This is a genomic window from Enterobacter cloacae complex sp. GYL001, from assembly GCF_049237125.1.
Classification (GTDB): Bacteria; Pseudomonadota; Gammaproteobacteria; order Enterobacterales; family Enterobacteriaceae; genus Enterobacter; species Enterobacter hormaechei_C.
In genome coordinates, this window is the sequence record NZ_JBMKGW010000008.1 from 90,882 (window position 1) to 107,712 (window position 16,831).

Here is a 16,831-nt window from a genome sequence, read left to right on the forward strand (position 1 = left end):
TTGGTAAACATTCGTTTCATCGCCTCAACTCCTAAATCAGGAACGAGAGCACTTTTTGCTAAAAGTGTTTTTTAATCTGAACTGGACAGGATCGTATCTATCGTCTTCAGCTCTTCTGCCGTGAACCGACAATTCTCAAGCACGCCTGCTGCATCTTCAATTTGTCCGGTCTTGCTTGCGCCGATGAGCACGGATGTCACCGCATCGTGGCGCAGGATCCAGGCCAGTGCCATTTGCGATAGCTTTTGCCCCCGGTTTTCCGCCAGCGCATTCAGCTTGCGTACCTTTTCCAGCTTTTTGTCGGTGATCTGCTCCGGGTTAAGGAACTTACTGCCGCTTGCTGCGCGAGAATCCGCCGGGATACCGTTCAGATAGCGATCGGTCAACTGTCCGCCCGCCAGGGGGGAGAAGGGGATACATCCCACCCCTTTATGCTGCAACACGTCCAGCAACCCCTCTTCAGGCGCACGTTCAAACATGGAGTACTTCGGCTGGTGGATCAGACATGGCGTGCCCAGATCCTCCAGTATTTCAATCGCCTGCCTTGCCACTTCTGCCGGGTAGTTGGACAGACCGATGTACAGCGCCTTGCCCTGACGCACCACATGGTCAAGCGCTTTCATGGTTTCACGTAGCGGCGTTTGTGGATCCGGGCGGTGGTGATAGAAAATATCGACATACTCCAGCCCCATACGCCTGAGGCTCTGGTCCAGGCTGGCGATCAGATATTTACGTGAGCCCCAGTCGCCGTAAGGCCCGTCCCACATGGTGTAGCCCGCTTTGGTGGAGATGATTAGCTCATCGCGCCAGGGCAGGAAATCCTCCTGCAAAATGCGCCCGAAATTACGTTCGGCCGAACCAGGAGGCGGGCCGTAATTATTGGCAAGGTCAAAATGCGTAATACCCAAATCGAAAGCACGCTGTAAAAGTTGACGGCTGTTTTCGAGTAACGTCGCGTCGCCAAAATTATGCCAAAGCCCCAGCGAGATGGCGGGAAGCTTAAGGCCGCTTTGCCCACAGCGGCGATATTGCATTGTCTGATAACGATTTTTGTCAGGCTGATAACCCATTGGCGAGACCTCTGGCGCTGGAAAGAAACATCAGTGTATACGTTTACACTAACCTGAAGAAAATGAGCATAGCTCAGCTTTTTTCGTAAAGCATTCTTTCCAGACCCTGATTGTCGCCAATTCTGGACACGCTTCACGCTTATTTAATACTCAGAGTGAGGTCAACGTCAGAAGGACACTTATAATATGCGTACCCCCTATTGCGTCGCCGATTACCTGCTGGACCGACTAACAGATTGTGGTGCCGATCATCTGTTTGGTGTGCCAGGCGACTATAACCTGCAATTTCTCGATCACGTGATAGACAGCCCGGACATCTGCTGGGTGGGCTGTGCCAATGAACTGAACGCGTCTTACGCCGCAGACGGTTATGCCCGCTGTAAGGGCTTTGCCGCGCTCCTGACGACATTCGGCGTTGGGGAGTTAAGCGCCATGAACGGTGTGGCGGGCAGCTTTGCCGAACATGTTCCCGTCCTCCATATTGTGGGGGCCCCGGGTATGGCGGCGCAGCAGCGAGGAGAGTTATTGCACCATACGTTGGGCGACGGCGAGTTCCGCCATTTCTATCATATGAGCGAACCCATCACCGTTGCACAGGCGGTACTTACCGAACAAAACGCCTGCTATGAAATTGACAGAGTCCTGACCACTATGCTGCGGGAGCGCCGTCCGGGCTACCTGATGCTGCCCGCTGATGTGGCGAAAAAAGCCGCTACGCCCCCTGTAAGCGCTCTCACTATTAACCCCGCACCGGCTGATTCAGCCTGCTTGCAGGCGTTCCGTGAGGCTGCCGAAAAGCGCTTGTCCACGAGCAAACGCACCGCGCTGTTAGCGGACTTCCTGGTACTCCGCCATGGTCTGCGCACGGCCCTTCAGACGTGGGTGAAAGAGGTGCCGATGGCACACGCCACCATGCTGATGGGCAAGGGCATTTTTGACGAACGACAGAGCGGTTTTTACGGCACCTACAGCGGAGCGGCGAGCGCCGCGCCGGTCAAAGAGGCCATCGAGGGGGCTGATACGGTGCTGTGTATTGGCACGCGCTTTACCGATACGCTCACTGCCGGGTTTACCCACCAGCTGACGCCAGACCAGACGATAGAGGTTCAGCCACACGCGTCCCGCGTCGGCGACGTCTGGTTTACGGGTATCCCGATGAGGGAGGCCATTGAAACGCTGACAGCGCTGTGTAAAACCTATGTTCGTGATACGCGAGCGCCATTGGATCACAGCGGCTTTTCGTTCCCGACTATCGAAGGGGCGCTGACTCAGGAGAGCTTCTGGCGTACCCTGCAAACGTTTATCCGCCCCGGAGACATTATTCTGGCTGACCAGGGAACGTCTGCTTTCGGCGCTATCGATCTGCGTTTACCGGCGGACGTGAACTTTATCGTCCAGCCGCTGTGGGGATCGATTGGCTACACGCTGGCGGCAGCATTTGGCGCACAAACGGCGTGTCCGAACCGACGCGTGATTGTCCTGACGGGTGACGGCGCCGCGCAGTTGACCATTCAGGAGCTGGGATCGATGCTGCGCGACAAGCAGCGCCCGATTATTCTGGTGCTTAACAACGAAGGATACACGGTGGAAAGGGCCATCCACGGGCCGGAGCAGCGCTATAACGACATTGCCCTCTGGAACTGGACGCAGATCCCGCAGGCGCTGAGCCTGGCGCCTCAGGCAGAATGCTGGCGCGTCAGCGAAGCGGAAGCGCTGGCGGAGGTACTGGATAAAGTGGCACACCATGAGCGGCTTTCGCTGATCGAGGTGATGCTGCCGAAAGCCGATATTCCGCCGCTGCTGAGCGCGCTGACCAAAGCGCTGGAGGCGCGCAATAACGCCTGATTACCTGTCGTTTCGCCATCCCATCAGCATCGGTTTGCCCGCCAGCAGGAGCCAGGCGGGCAACATCACGATACAGAGCAGCGGCAGAAGCGTGGTATCCGGCACGACAACGGCCGCCATAAACAGGCTCAGCCACGCATCGCGCGTGACCACCAGTACCAGCCCCAGAATGGAACAGGAGACGGTAATCGCCGCAGGGACAGCGTCAACGTGCTCATGCAGCATCAGCCCCAGCGCGACGCCAACAAATACCGCCGGGAAGATACGACCTCCCCGGAAACCACAGGCCGCAGCGACCACCAGCGCCGCCAGTTTTACCAGCGCGAACAGCAGATAATCGGAGACGCTAAAGACCTGGCTGAAGGCCAGCTGCTGCATCTCGTCCAGACCCTTAAACAGCGTAACCGTCCCGCCGATGGCGCCTAAAACGCCCAGAATAAAACCCCCCATGCCCAGAATCAGCACCGGATGCTTCAGCCTGTGCATCAGGCGATGCAGGCGAGGGAGACACCACACCGCGACCATCCCCAGCGCAATGGCGATCGCGACGACGACGGCACCGCTGAAAATATCGGTGAGTTGCATCTGGCCGTAGTGGGGGATGGTGAGTGAAAAATGGGGATGGAAAAACAGGCTGGTGGTGAGGGCTCCCGCAGCGGCGGCCATTAGCGGCGCGAAGAGTTTATCCCACAGCGGTACTTCATGATCACTGCTGAGGGTTTGCGAAAAAATGAGTGCAGCCGCGACCGGAGTGCCAAACAGCGCCCCGATGGTGCCTGCTGACGCCAGGATCGTCCAGTCCAGCGCGCCAACGCGCGGAAAAAGACGCGCCCCCAGAAAGACCGCCAGCGCGATATTAACCGCCATAATGGGATGTTCAGGCCCGAGGCTTACGCCGCCCGCAAGACCGATAATCAGCGCGATAATAAGCCCCGGCAGAGCAGAGGGAGAGACAGGGGCGCCAATCAAGGGTTCCAGTGCCGGGTCCGGCCCGGCATGACCCGGGCTATAGCGGATCACCAGCCCTACGGCAATCCCGGTCAGGGTCAGCATCATCATGATCCAGCCCGGCGAGTCAATGCTGATGCCGAGTTTTACCGGAAGCGCGGTCCATAAAATCGTTTGCAGCACCGCCGCCACTTTCATGACGACGATGAGCACCAGGCTCGACGCCACGCCAATAATCAGCGCCGGGACAGCCAATAACAGCATGGTTCTGGCTCGCGGATGGAGCATGATGATTTCCTTGTACAAAACGGCTTAACGTTACTTTGCACAATCAGCATTGTGGCAATAGTGCAAAAGGTGCTGAAACGGTAAAGTTATAATGTGACGAAGATCGATAATCCATGGGCAGTCACCTTCTGGTCGTTGTTGTTATCACGCCTTGAATTTACAGTGTCCCAAAGATTTATTCTGACTTTAGCGGAGCAGTAGAAGAATGACAAAGTATGCTTTGGTAGGTGATGTAGGCGGCACCAACGCGCGCCTTGCCCTGTGCGATGTGAACAGCGGTGAAATTTCTCAGGCGAAAACCTATTCAGGGCTGGATTACCCAAGCCTGGAAGCGGTGGTTCGCGTCTATCTGGAAGAGCATAAAGTGAGCGTTGAAGACGGTTGTATCGCTATTGCCTGTCCGATCACCGGCGACTGGGTGGCGATGACCAACCATACGTGGGCCTTCTCAATTGCCGAAATGCGGAAAAACCTCGGCTTCTCGCACCTTGAAATTATCAACGACTTCACTGCGGTTTCCATGGCTATCCCAATGCTTAAACCAGAGCATCTGATTCAGTTCGGCGGTACGGCCCCGGTTGAAGACAAACCGATTGCCGTTTACGGCGCAGGCACCGGCCTGGGGGTGGCGCACCTGGTCCACGTCGACAAACGCTGGGTCAGCCTGCCGGGCGAGGGCGGTCACGTGGATTTTGCGCCGAACAGCGAAGAAGAGGGCATTATTCTTGAAGAGCTACGCGCCGAGATTGGCCACGTGTCGGCCGAGCGAGTGCTTTCTGGTCCGGGTCTGGTGAACCTGTATCGGGCGATTGTAAAATCAGACGGTCGTCTGCCGGAAAATCTGCAACCGAAAGATGTGACCGAACGCGCGCTGGCCGACAGCTGTATTGACTGCCGCCGTGCTTTGTCGCTGTTCTGCGTCATCATGGGGCGTTTTGGCGGCAACCTGGCGCTGAACCTTGGCACCTTTGGCGGGGTCTATATTGCGGGCGGGATCGTGCCGCGCTTCCTCGATTTCTTTACCGCCTCCGGCTTCCGTGGCGGCTTCGAAGACAAAGGCCGCTTCAGGAGCTATGTCCAGGACATTCCTGTTTACCTGATTGTCCACGACAACCCAGGCTTACTGGGCTCCGGGGCGCATCTGCGTCAGGTACTGGGTCAGATCCTCTGATGCTCATTCCCCTCTCCTGCGGGAGAGGGAACGCGCTACAGGTGCATGAGCTGGCGGAACTCTTTCACTCTGCTGCGGCTTACCGGCACCTGAAAATCCAGATCCTTCAGCCGCAAAATATAGGTGTTATTAAACCAGGGTTCGATTTCGCGGATCTTGTTCAGGTTGACGCAGAACGAGCGGTGGCAGCGGAAGAAGTGAGCGGCCGGGAGTTTATTGCAGAATTCGGTGATGTTCATCGCCATGACGTAGGATTCACGCCGCGTATAGACAAACGTCATTTTTTCATGCGCTTCGGCATAGTAAATATCGTCGACAGGCGTGACGATGATTCGTTCGTCCTTCACCAGATTAATCGTGTCGTTTTCCCGCGCTACCGGGCTGGCACTGGCGGGTAATGCTTGCTGCTGCCACGCGGCTTCCAGCTTATGCAGCATGCTGATAATACGCGACTCCTGGTACGGCTTCAGAATATAGTCAAACGCCTCAAGCTCGAAGGCTTCCACGGCATGCTCTTTCCACGCGGTGACAAACACAATAAACGGCTTGTGGGCGAACTGATTGATATTTTGCGCCAGCAGGACGCCGTCCAGCGACGGAATATTAATATCGAGGAATATCGCGTCGACCCGGTTATGCTGTAAAAATTTCAGCACGTCCAGACCATCCTCAAAACAGCCAACAATCTCCATCTGGCTGTGGGTTTTGATAAGCCAGCTCAACTCCTGTTGAGCCAGAAATTCATCTTCTACGATGATGACTTTCATCTGTTACTCCGGCCTACGGCAACAAGGATATCGGGGCATTCACGGGCGTTCGCTCATTCGGAACATAAAAGGCAATTTCGGTGCCCGGCTCAAGACGGTGAATATGCAGCCCGTCACCGTACAGCAGTTTGACCCGGTGATGCACATTCAGCAGTCCGATCTTGTTGCCCGGCATTTCGTTTGATTTGACGCGCTCGATGACTTTCGGATCGATGCCGTGCCCGGTATCGCGCACGGCGATGCGCACGCGGTTACCGCTTTCCGTCACGCTAATCGTTACTACGCCTTTGCCTTTACACGGCTGAATACCGTGAACAATGGCGTTTTCCACCAGAGGCTGGATCAGCAGGCTTGGGATCACGCAGCTGACCTCTTCATCAATATCGTAAATGACCGTGAGCTTATCGCCAAAGCGTGCCTGCTCGATGGCGATGTAATCCTTGATTTGATACAGCTCTTTTTTGATGTCGATCTGCTCGTCGTCATTTAGCTCAATGTTGTAGCGCAGATAGCGCGACAGATTAAATATCAGCTGCCGCGCGGTATCCGGATTCAGACGGATGGAAGAGGAGATAGCGTTCAGCGCGTTAAACAGGAAATGGGGATTGATCTTGCTTTGCAGGGCGCGCAGCTCTGCCTTATTTGCCATCTCGCGCAGCTGCTCTGCACGCGAAACCTCAAGTTGAGTGGAGATAATCTGCGACAGGCCAATCGCCATCTCCTGGAGCGAAGAGGTGATTTGGTGCGCATGGCAGTAGTAAATTTTCAGCGTCCCCGTGACCACGCCTTTTTCCCACAGCGGGATCACCAGCATTGAGTGGATCTCTGGCGTCCGGTGGGCTTCATCATTGTTTTTAATGATGATTTTTCCGTAGTTAATCGCCTGTCTGGTGGTCGGACTGATGGTATCGTCGCTGTCGCGATAATTGTGCTCCCCGACGCCAACGTAAGCCAGCACGTGGTCAATATTGGTGATGGCGACCGCATCGGCGTGAATATCACGGCGGATGATATCGCAAACCTGACGTAAAGATTCGGCGTTAACGTGTCGGAAAAGCGGCAGCGTCTTGTTGGCGATATCCAGCGCCAGCTTGGCCTGACGCGCGGCGCTGGCCTCTTTTTCGCCCTCCACGCTTTGCACCAGTAGCACGATAAAACCGATACAGACGCTCCCGAGGATCATAGGAATACCGATCTTCGAGACGATATCCAGCCCCAGCGCAACGGTTGGCGCCCAGACGATGACCAGGATCATGGTCAGCGTTTCGCAGACCATCCCCGCGATAATCCCTGCACGCCAGTGCTGCTTTTTCGAGATTTTGCGGTTAATCCAGCCCGAGAGCAGCCCGGCAATAATGCTGGTGATAAAGCAGGGGACTGCCGTCACGCCGCCAATATCAATCAGGTATCGATGGGTGCCGGCGATGATGCCTGTGATAATCCCTACCCAGGGACCAAAGAGGATCCCGCCCGACATGACGGCGATGATGCGCACGTTCACCAGCGAGCCTTCTACCGGCACCCCGGACCAGGTGCTGAACAGGGCAAACATCGAAAAGATAAACGTGACGGCCAGCAGCTCTTTTGGCGAATGGGCAGATTTATGCAACAGTTCGCGGAACAAGCGGATGCGGATAAGGAAAAAGAGACAGATCAGCATTAATGCCGCGCGGTCGAACACCGCCAGGAGCATATTGAAGATTTCGTGCACGGTCAGGCCTGGGAAAACGGGAAAAATCTATGATAGAAAACATAGGGCCTGATGACCAGCTATCCATCAGATTTATCAAATGGGGAAAAACCATAATTCTCAAAGGGGATTGCTGGCTTTTGACTGAAAGCCGGTGCTTTTCCGTTTGGGGAGAAAAGTCAGGTAACGATACTGAAAATATTGTGTTAAATCGTAGCGCTTAAAACTGCCTGTTCGCGATAAGAGTTCCGCTTTTCACTGCAATCACATTCCCGTTTTAGCGCAAAATATTGTTTTGCCGTTATCCTCTCGACAGCGTCTTTTTCTTCAGGTTATTTTCTAAGCACGCCACACGGGTGGCAGCGTCGCTCGGACGGTCCGGGCGCTAACGTGACTCTGAGGAATCTATGGCTGAATTCAGTCCTGAACGCCGTTTTACGCGTATCGATCGTCTCCCCCCTTATGTTTTCAATATCACTGCTGAACTGAAAATGGCTGCGCGTCGGCGCGGCGAAGACATTATCGATTTCAGTATGGGTAACCCTGACGGCCCAACGCCGCCGCATATCGTTGAGAAACTCTGCACGGTTGCGCAGCGTCCTGATACCCATGGGTATTCCACCTCACGCGGCATTCCACGCTTACGTCGGGCGATCTCCCGCTGGTATCAGGATCGTTATCAGGTCGATATCGATCCTGAAAGTGAAGCGATTGTGACCATTGGCTCCAAAGAGGGGCTGGCCCACCTGATGCTGGCGACGCTGGATCACGGCGATACCGTACTGGTGCCGAATCCGAGCTACCCCATTCACATCTATGGGGCGGTGATTGCCGGCGCGCAGGTGCGTTCTGTCCCGCTGGTGGAAGGCGTCGACTTCTTTAACGAGCTGGAACGGGCGATTCGTGAAAGCTATCCGAAGCCGAAAATGATGATCCTCGGTTTCCCGTCAAACCCAACGGCACAATGCGTTGAACTCGAATTCTTCGAGAGAGTGGTCGCGCTGGCTAAGCGTTACGACGTGCTGGTGGTACACGATCTCGCCTACGCCGATATCGTTTATGATGGCTGGAAAGCGCCGTCAATTATGCAGGTACCGGGTGCCCGTGATGTGGCGGTTGAGTTTTTCACCCTGTCGAAAAGCTACAACATGGCGGGCTGGCGAATTGGTTTTATGGTGGGAAACAAAACGCTGGTGAGCGCCCTGGCGCGTATTAAAAGCTACCATGACTATGGCACCTTTACGCCGTTACAGGTCGCGGCCATCGCGGCGCTGGAAGGGGATCAGCAATGCGTGCTCGATATTGCCGCTCAGTACAAACGCCGCCGTGATGTGCTGGTAAAAGGGCTTCATGAAGCAGGCTGGATGGTGGAAATGCCAAAAGCCTCTATGTACGTCTGGGCGAAAATTCCTGAGCCGTATGCGGCGATGGGTTCTCTGGAATTTGCCAAAAAACTGCTTCAGGACGCCAAGGTTTGCGTCTCTCCAGGCATTGGCTTTGGTGACTACGGTGACACGCACGTGCGTTTCGCGCTGATTGAAAACAGCGACCGTATCCGTCAGGCAGTGCGGGGCATTAAAAGCATGTTCCGCGCGGATGGCCTGCTTGCAGCGAAGAGCGTTGCGGAACAACCCGAGTCGTAACGGACAACAAAAAAAACAGGCGCCAACGGCGCCTGTTTTTTTGACTGCATTTTCTTAACTAGATCATCAGAGCAAACGTTCCGGCCCAAACTAAAACAATAACCGAAATGCCCATAAAGAAATATTTCACGTTTCATCGCTCCGCGTATCTTCCGGTACGCATTAAAAAAACAGAGTCCAACTGAGTATAGAGAGTTGAAATCATGCGAAAGGGGAAATCGGAATTATCCCGTGACGTCGCTAACTTCAGCTCTGAATTCTGTGCTTTCCTGTCGCCAGACGGCGCTAATGTACGCCTAAATTTCAGGAGTGACAAGAGGCATTTTTTTAAATAATTTCCTACACTTACGAGTGTCGTGGAACGGCGACAGTTTGATTTCGGTACGCAATAAATGCCTTTTGAGCGACGGTCGAAAAAAGCCGTTACGCACTGCGATTACAGGTGTTTGAAAAGGTTAGTTTCTTAGCGAAACTAACCTTCGGCAGGGGTCAGATATAGAGTGAGGCTTCGCCCAGGGGACGGGTTTTAAAGCGGCGGTGCATCCACAGATATTGCTCAGGTGCACGCATAATCTCAAACTCAATCACCTTATTGATAAAGGTCGCGGCTTCACTCTCATCTTCAGGATAGTTCGCCATCTCTGGGGAGATATGCAGACGATAGCCTGACTTATCCGCTTTTCTGACCATGGTCACCGTCAACATCGCGGCGCCTGAGAGACGTGAAATCACAAAGGTACCGTTCGTCGTAGCGACATCTTTAACCGCAAAGAAAGGGGCAAAACTGCTGCCTTTAGGACCGTAGTCCTGGTCCGGGGCAAACCAGACGGCTTCCCCTTTTTTCAGGGCGCCAACCATACCGCGCAGATTGTTACGGCTGATCATCGCCTTATTTGAACGCATGCGGCCCCGCGTTTGTACCCATTCCATCAGCGCGCTGTTATGCGGGCGATAGGTTGCCATCATCGGCTGACAAAGACCCATAACGCGGCCGCCCAGCTCAAGCGACATAAAATGCACACCCACAACCATCACGCCGCGGTTTTGCATCTGGGCACGTTTCAGGTTATCCAGGCCTTCCACGTCAAACCATTTACGGACACGCTCATCTGGCCAGAACCAGGCCATACCGGTTTCAAGCAGCGCCATACCGATAGATTTAAAGTTTTCCGCAATCAGCGTTTCGCGCTGCTGGGCATTGTAATGCGGAAAGCAAAGTTCGAGATTTTTTCGGGCAATGGATTCACGACGCTTAAGAAAGTAACGCGATGCGCTGCCGAGCTTAGAACCCAGGAAACGGATCACGGGATATGGAAGTTGAACCAGCAGCCAAAGCACGCCAAGGCCGAACCATGTAAACCAGTAGCGCGGGTGCAGAAACGCCCGCTGAAATTTGGATTGAGACAAAATAGTGGAACCTATGTGAAGCCTGTGAAGGTAGCGCAGACTTCGCGATACCACGTGCCATTGAGACCGTAGGACGAGGTCATGGTTGCAGGCTTTACCGTTCTTTACGACGTTGCCTGGCCATTGCTGACTTGGGTGGGCGGCATAATGTAGCACCGTTATACATTATGAGCTATCACTCGTTTTTGTTTAAAAAAGCGGCAATTGCGGAGTAGTTTGATTTTGCTATTGTTAAATCTGCGTTCCCGCATGTCTCCTGAAGGTGCAGACCATGGAAACCTACCTGCAAACGGTGAAAGAAGAGTGGGTGAAGCTGATTAATGAAACCGATCCCGATGTGCATCGGCTTGCGACTGAGCTTGCCAGAGACAACGCAACTCCCCTGGTCGCTGAATTCTATCGTGTTGTGCTGGCAGATCCATCGGCAGCTGAATTCCTGACCACCGAACAGGTGGAGAGGCAGCTTCAGGAGGCGCTTCGTCGCTGGCTTATTGATGTGCTCTCATGCCGTGTGGAGCAGGTTGAAGAGCAGATGCGGGCGCAGCAGCGCGCTGCGGATGTTCATGCCCGTATTGGTATTTCGGTTGATTTAGTTGAAATGGGTTTCCGTGTTCTGAAAAAGCTGCTGTTACCTGTCATTACTACCCGCGCCCATTCGCCTGAGGTGAAGCTGCATATTTATCACTACGCGATAAACAGTATCGATCTTGCCATGGAAGTGATGTCGCGGGCCTATGTATTTAGCGAGAACAATGCGGCGAAAGAGGACGAAAATTATCGCATCTTTTCCTTAATGGAGAACGCAGAAGAGGAGAAGGAGAGACAGACCGCGGCGCTGCTGTCATGGGAAATGGTGCTTCTGTATAAGATCACGCTTAATTCCAGTATCGGCAACAGTCTGCCGCTGGGGCAGTCTGAATTTGGACTGTGGTTTAGCCATAAAGGTCGGCACTATTTCAGCGGCATCGCTGAGGCCGGTCATATCTCTCGTCTGATTCAGGAATTCGATGACCTTTTTAACGAGGTCCGTCTTGCAGGGCAGGGTCTGAGTGATAAAGCGCAGCGGGATAAATTCTTGCAGCGAATGCGTAATACCCTCTCGCAAATCATCACGCTTTTGCGCGAACTGTTTGACGAAGTGTCGCGACACGAGGTGGGGGTTGATGTCCTGACCCGCCTGTTGAATCGCCGTTTCCTGCCAACCATCTTCAAACGCGAAATCCTGCACGCCACCCGGGCGGGAACAAAGCTCTCGACGCTGCTGATTGACGTCGACAAATTTAAACAAATCAACGATACCTGGGGGCACAATACCGGGGACGAGATCCTGCGAAAAGTCTCCGGCGCGTTCTACGACAACGTGCGAACCTGTGATTACGTTTTTCGCTACGGCGGCGATGAATTTCTGATTGTGCTAACGGAAATCTCAGAGGTGGACGCGCTGCGAATTGCCGAGCGTATCCGCAGGCGGGTGGAAAAAATCAAGGTTAACTCCCCAACCGGCGATATTATCCCGCTCTCCCTCTCGATAGGCGTTGCGATGTTCAACGGGCATCCCGATTACGAGCGATTGATTCAGGCGGCGGATGAAGCCTTATACGGCGCGAAACGGCGTGGCCGAAACTGCGTGGAGCTTTGGAAGGGGGCGTAAGGAAAGACAGAAGTGTCCCCTGCAGGAATCGAACCTGCAACTAGCCCTTAGGAGGGGCTCGTTATATCCATTTAACTAAGGGGACGAAGCGGCAAGAGTATAGCGTTATTTACACTTTTCGTTAAGCGCATTGCCGCCTGACTGGTCAAAGAGTCACCGTTCACGCCGATTTTTCGGCAGTTTTATCCTTTTTTTCCTGAGCCTTAAGCTCGGCCTTACGCTTGTTGGACATGTCGTTACGGATTTGCGCATGGCTCAGCAGCGCAAAGATAAAGGTCCCGCCACAAATGTTGCCTGCGAGGGTAGGCAGGGCGAACGGCCAGAAAAAGTCGCTCCAGTGGAGTGTGCCGTTAAATACCAGATAAAGGATTTCAACAGTTCCGACAACAATGTGTGTGGTATCGGCGAGTGCGATAAGCCAGGTCATCAGGATAATTACCACGATTTTCGCGCTACCCGCTGACGGGAACATCCAGACCATAGTGGCGATGATCCACCCGGAAATTATGGCATTAGAGAACATTTCAACCGGCGTGTTTTTCATCACATCCATGCCAATTTTCACAAATGCGTCGCGGGTCGGTTCATCAAATATTGGCATATACTCGAACGCCCAGGCGGCTATGCCCGTACCGATCAGGTTCCCCAGCAGCACGACGCTCCACAGGCGCATCAGTAAACCGAAATTACCGAGGGTCGGATTTTGCATGACGGGCAGTACGGCAGTGACGGTATTCTCCGTAAAAAGCTGCTGTCGCGCCATAATGACGATAATAAAGCCGAACGTGTAGCCTAAATTTTCAAGCAAAAACCCGCCCGGTACGCCTTCCAGCTGAACGTGAAATATCCCTTTGGCGAGCAGAGAGGCACCCATCGACAGACCGGCTGCAATGGCTGACCACAGCAGGGCCATCGCGTCGCGCTCCATCTCTTTTTCCCCGTCCTGGCGAATATGCTCATGAATAGCCATGGCGCGCGACGGCAGGCGCTCTTCATCGACTTCTATCTCTTCTCCCCGGTCTTTCTCCTCGCTTTCAATCTCATGTTCCTCTTTGCTTTCACCAATTTTCTCTTCGCTAATGTCTTTCATAACAGCTCCTTCGGGGTAATTGCTCATTTAAGCGTAGCGGCTTTTAGCGCTTTCCCCGTGGGGATGCTCTTAAATTGCTGAAAATGGCAATAAAGGTGAGACATCTCTTTCAAAGCCAATATAAAATTGCCAGCGAAACGAATTCCGAAAGACAGGCTATGCTGAAATTAGCGTGATGACGCGAGCGGGTCGACATTGTCCTCGTAGACATCGGTAAGCGTGCTGTTACAATCACTTGCACGTTTCAGGCGGAGCATCACCGGCTCCGTCACAGATGGCATTCAACGATAGCCATATTGAACAGGGAGAAATTTATGAAGCTTCGGCTGTCGGCGCTTGCGCTGGGCGTAACAATGCTTGTGGGCTGCGCCAGCTCTGGCGAGCAAACGGGACGCTCCGATCCTCTCGAAGGATTTAACCGTTCAATGTACAGCTTTAACTATAATGTGCTGGATCCATATCTGGTTCGTCCGGTTGCCGTGGCATGGCGTGACTATGTTCCGCAGCCGGCGCGTAACGGGCTGAGCAACTTTACCAGTAACCTGGAAGAGCCAGCGGTTATGGTCAACTACTTCCTTCAGGGCGACCCGTATCAGGGGATGGTGCATTTCACCCGCTTCTTCCTGAACTCCCTGCTGGGTATGGGCGGCTTAATTGATGTCGCAGGCATGGCGAACCCGAAATTACAGCGTGAACAGCCGCACCGTTTCGGCAGCACGCTGGGTCATTATGGCGTAGGTTATGGTCCGTATGTGCACCTGCCATTCTACGGCAGCTTTACCGTGCGTGATGATGGCGGCGACATGGTGGATACGCTGTATCCTGTACTGTCATGGCTCACCTGGCCGCTGTCGATTGGTAAATGGACCGTGGAAGGAATTGAAACGCGTGCGCAACTGCTGGATTCTGATGGTCTGCTGCGTCAGTCTTCCGATCCGTACATCATGGTCCGCGAGGCCTACTTCCAGAACCATGATTTTATTGCCAACGGCGGTAAGCTGAAGCCGGAAGATAATCCGAACGCGAAAGCCATCGAGAACGAATTAAAAGATATCGATTCGGAATAAATAAAAAAGGTGAGCAATGCTCACCTTTTTTAATCGTGTTGGGATTAGAACGCGTAGTTGAAGTTGGTACCAAACAGCCAGGCTTTACCTTCAGAGGAAAACTCGTACGGGCCTTCCTGGAAGGTCACCTTCTGGCCATGCATGTACGACACGCCCGCGTCGATAGAGGCATTCTCGTTGAACGCGTAGGTTGCCCCCGCACTCACCCAGAAACGGTCCTGATCCGGAATGGAGATAGAACGTTTATCGGCCGGTACCGGGCTGTCATCAAATGCCACGCCGGTACGGAACGTCCAGTTGTCATCCATATAATAGGTCGTACCAAGCGCGATACGGTAAGCATCGTGGAAGCTTTCGTCTTTATAGAACAGCGTCTGGCCGTTGCTGCCGGTGGCTTTAAGCTCCTCGAACTGGCTCCAGCTGGTATACGCGAGGCTGTAGTGAATTGCCCACTGCGGCGCAACGCGGTTATAACCTGACACTTCCCACATTTCTGGCAGATGCAGCGACAGTGAACCCGGTACGGTTTGATTCGAGGTACCCCATGGAATGGTGGTGCCCGCGCCTGGGACCATACCGTTGACTGGGCTCAGGATGCCGCTTTTGTAATCGCCATCGAAATCAATTTTCACTTCTGAGCGATAGGTCAGACCCCAGCGGTTGTTTTTATCCAGTTCATACAGGATACCGGCGTTCCAGCCGTAACCCCATTCATCACCTTTCAGGCTGGCAATTTTATTGCTGTTTTTCGGCAGTGCAGCAGTTTGCTCCCCGGAGTAACGCTCGATTTTTGCATCGGCGTAGACAGCATCAAAGCCCAGACCAAAGCTCCAGTTATCGTTCAGACGATATGCGCCGCTCAGGTTGAGGTTCAGGGTCGTCAGGTCGGTTTTACCGCCGTATTCCCCGGCCGGATAGTTGTTATTGAACTCCGTTGCCAGGCCATAGTTAGAGGTGACAGAGGCACCCCAACCAAACTGTTCATTGATTGGCGCAACAAAGTGCAGGTTAGGCACCCACGCGGTCGGCGCAATGTTATCCGCCTTCAGATCTGCGCCGGTGAACTGAGATTTGCCAGAAATATTGACATCAGGATCGATGTAAACCGCACCGGCAGAGAAGGTAGGGCGATCAAACATCATGATCAGTGCCGGGTTACGACTCGCGTTGCCTGCGTCATCGGCAATCGCACCTTCCCCGGAATACGCACGGCCAAGGCCAGAGGAAGAAAATTCGTTTAACTGGAAGCCCGCTGACCAGGCGGACGTTGAGACGATTGCCACTGCAACTGCTAAAGCAGTTTGTTTGAACAGGGTTTTCTGGCTCATGACCATAACCTCATTGAGTTATTTTTATTCAATAATTGTTACATACCGTAACAGGAGCGCGAAGTGTAGGGTCTGAGGTATGACTTACAAATCAGACCAGTGGCGAGAGTATAGGTCTGACCAGCTGGGATGTTGCAAGTTTGTTTATTAATATTTTCAGATATGTTTCTTGAAACGAGATCTGGTTGGCAAAATTGTGACCAGTGCGATTCCTCTGAAAAGGGGAATTTTGTTTTAGATCATTTTTTAGTGTGATATTGCTCACTTATCCGATTTTGCGCCATTAACGGCTGGAGGGGGCTCGTTCGGGGGCGTAAAATAGACGCATCGTGTTTATCTCGCGCCCTGCGCGAATACAGAGGAAATTGAGCTATGAGTAAATGCAGTGCTGATGAAACCCCGGTTTGCTGCTGTATGGATGTTGGCACCATTATGGACAACACCGATTGCACCGCCTCTTACAGCCGCGTATTCCCTAACCGCGCTGAAGCGGAAGAGACGCTGGCCGCGCTGAGCCAGCGCGCGCGTGAAGTCGAATCCGATCCGTGTGAAATCAAATCCACCTTCACGGAAGTGGAAGGCGGCGTGCGGCTGGATATCGACTTTGTGTTCGCCTGCGAAGCAGAAACGCTGATCTTCCAGCTGGGCCTGCGTTAATACTTTTTGCACGGGCCTATGATCGTGTAGGCCGGTTAAGGCAACGCCGCAACCCGGCAACAAATCTCACAAATGCCTCTGCCATGCAGGGGCATTTTCTTTTTCTTCTCTGTGCCTTAGCTCGCAATTTTTCGCTTCCCCGATTGGCTCAATGTAAAAAAATAGTTAAGACTATTATCAGGTCAGACCACTTAATGTGTGCGCAAAAT

General features: G+C 53.5%; 14 protein-coding genes and 1 tRNA gene. 6 read left to right on the top strand and 9 right to left on the bottom strand.

Translation table 11 applies throughout. The features are described from left to right. Positions 1-71: 71 nt before the first annotated feature. The gene (gene mgrA / locus ACOTWU_RS15310; protein WP_017692976.1) at positions 72-1,070 is read right to left on the bottom strand and encodes an L-glyceraldehyde 3-phosphate reductase; all 999 of its coding nucleotides are present in this window, start codon (positions 1,068-1,070) and stop codon (positions 72-74) included. Between the two features lie 186 nt (positions 1,071-1,256). On the opposite strand from mgrA, the gene ipdC reads away from it, so the two are divergent. Then, positions 1,257-2,915, top strand: a complete 1,659-nt coding sequence (gene ipdC, locus ACOTWU_RS15315) for an indolepyruvate decarboxylase (protein WP_063134551.1) — start codon at positions 1,257-1,259, stop codon at positions 2,913-2,915. Here ipdC and ACOTWU_RS15320 read toward each other — a convergent pair whose 3' ends face one another. Continuing rightward, a complete protein-coding gene (locus ACOTWU_RS15320) occupies positions 2,916-4,151 on the bottom strand; it encodes an ion channel protein (protein WP_032619299.1) in 1,236 nt (411 codons plus the stop codon). A gap of 205 nt (positions 4,152-4,356) precedes the next feature. Here ACOTWU_RS15320 and glk point away from each other — a divergent pair, with 205 nt between their 5' ends. Then, entirely contained in the window at positions 4,357-5,322 is a 966-nt protein-coding gene (gene glk / locus ACOTWU_RS15325; RefSeq protein WP_126498870.1) for a glucokinase, read from the top strand. A gap of 35 nt (positions 5,323-5,357) precedes the next feature. Here the strand turns inward: glk and ACOTWU_RS15330 are convergent, their stop codons facing one another. Both ACOTWU_RS15330 and ACOTWU_RS15335 read right to left on the bottom strand, forming a co-directional pair. After that, the gene (locus ACOTWU_RS15330; RefSeq protein WP_015572237.1) at positions 5,358-6,089 is read right to left on the bottom strand and encodes a LytR/AlgR family response regulator transcription factor; all 732 of its coding nucleotides are present in this window, start codon (positions 6,087-6,089) and stop codon (positions 5,358-5,360) included. Positions 6,090-6,102: 13 nt separating this feature from the next. Beyond that, the gene (locus ACOTWU_RS15335) at positions 6,103-7,800 is read right to left on the bottom strand and encodes a sensor histidine kinase (RefSeq protein ID WP_017383461.1); all 1,698 of its coding nucleotides are present in this window, start codon (positions 7,798-7,800) and stop codon (positions 6,103-6,105) included. A 386-nt stretch (positions 7,801-8,186) separates the two neighbouring features. Between ACOTWU_RS15335 and alaC the strand changes: the two genes are divergently transcribed. Then, positions 8,187-9,422, top strand: a complete 1,236-nt coding sequence (gene alaC / locus ACOTWU_RS15340) for an alanine transaminase (RefSeq protein ID WP_023304168.1) — start codon at positions 8,187-8,189, stop codon at positions 9,420-9,422. A 58-nt stretch (positions 9,423-9,480) separates the two neighbouring features. Here alaC and ypdK read toward each other — a convergent pair whose 3' ends face one another. Next, entirely contained in the window at positions 9,481-9,552 is a 72-nt protein-coding gene (gene ypdK, locus ACOTWU_RS15345) for a membrane protein YpdK (RefSeq protein WP_099458937.1), read from the bottom strand. A gap of 359 nt (positions 9,553-9,911) precedes the next feature. Beyond that, entirely contained in the window at positions 9,912-10,832 is a 921-nt protein-coding gene (gene lpxP / locus ACOTWU_RS15350) for a kdo(2)-lipid IV(A) palmitoleoyltransferase (protein ID WP_026080619.1), read from the bottom strand. A 268-nt stretch (positions 10,833-11,100) separates the two neighbouring features. Here lpxP and ACOTWU_RS15355 point away from each other — a divergent pair, with 268 nt between their 5' ends. Beyond that, positions 11,101-12,480: a diguanylate cyclase gene (locus ACOTWU_RS15355; protein WP_220719687.1), complete on the top strand. Its 1,380-nt coding sequence runs from the start codon at positions 11,101-11,103 to the stop codon at positions 12,478-12,480. 13 nt (positions 12,481-12,493) lie between these two features. Here the strand turns inward: ACOTWU_RS15355 and ACOTWU_RS15360 are convergent. Continuing rightward, positions 12,494-12,565: transfer RNA gene (locus ACOTWU_RS15360), tRNA-Arg, on the bottom strand. 75 nt (positions 12,566-12,640) lie between these two features. Continuing rightward, positions 12,641-13,570, bottom strand: a complete 930-nt coding sequence (locus tag ACOTWU_RS15365; RefSeq protein ID WP_015572241.1) for a formate/nitrite transporter family protein — start codon at positions 13,568-13,570, stop codon at positions 12,641-12,643. Positions 13,571-13,884: 314 nt separating this feature from the next. On the opposite strand from ACOTWU_RS15365, the gene mlaA reads away from it, so the two are divergent. After that, entirely contained in the window at positions 13,885-14,637 is a 753-nt protein-coding gene (mlaA, locus tag ACOTWU_RS15370; protein WP_003861365.1) for a phospholipid-binding lipoprotein MlaA, read from the top strand. A 44-nt stretch (positions 14,638-14,681) separates the two neighbouring features. Here mlaA and fadL read toward each other — a convergent pair whose 3' ends face one another. Then, the gene (fadL, locus tag ACOTWU_RS15375; RefSeq protein ID WP_017383456.1) at positions 14,682-15,965 is read right to left on the bottom strand and encodes a long-chain fatty acid transporter FadL; all 1,284 of its coding nucleotides are present in this window, start codon (positions 15,963-15,965) and stop codon (positions 14,682-14,684) included. A gap of 372 nt (positions 15,966-16,337) precedes the next feature. On the opposite strand from fadL, the gene ACOTWU_RS15380 reads away from it, so the two are divergent. After that, positions 16,338-16,622, top strand: a complete 285-nt coding sequence (locus ACOTWU_RS15380) for a YfcZ/YiiS family protein (RefSeq protein WP_017383455.1) — start codon at positions 16,338-16,340, stop codon at positions 16,620-16,622. Positions 16,623-16,831 lie beyond the last annotated feature (209 nt).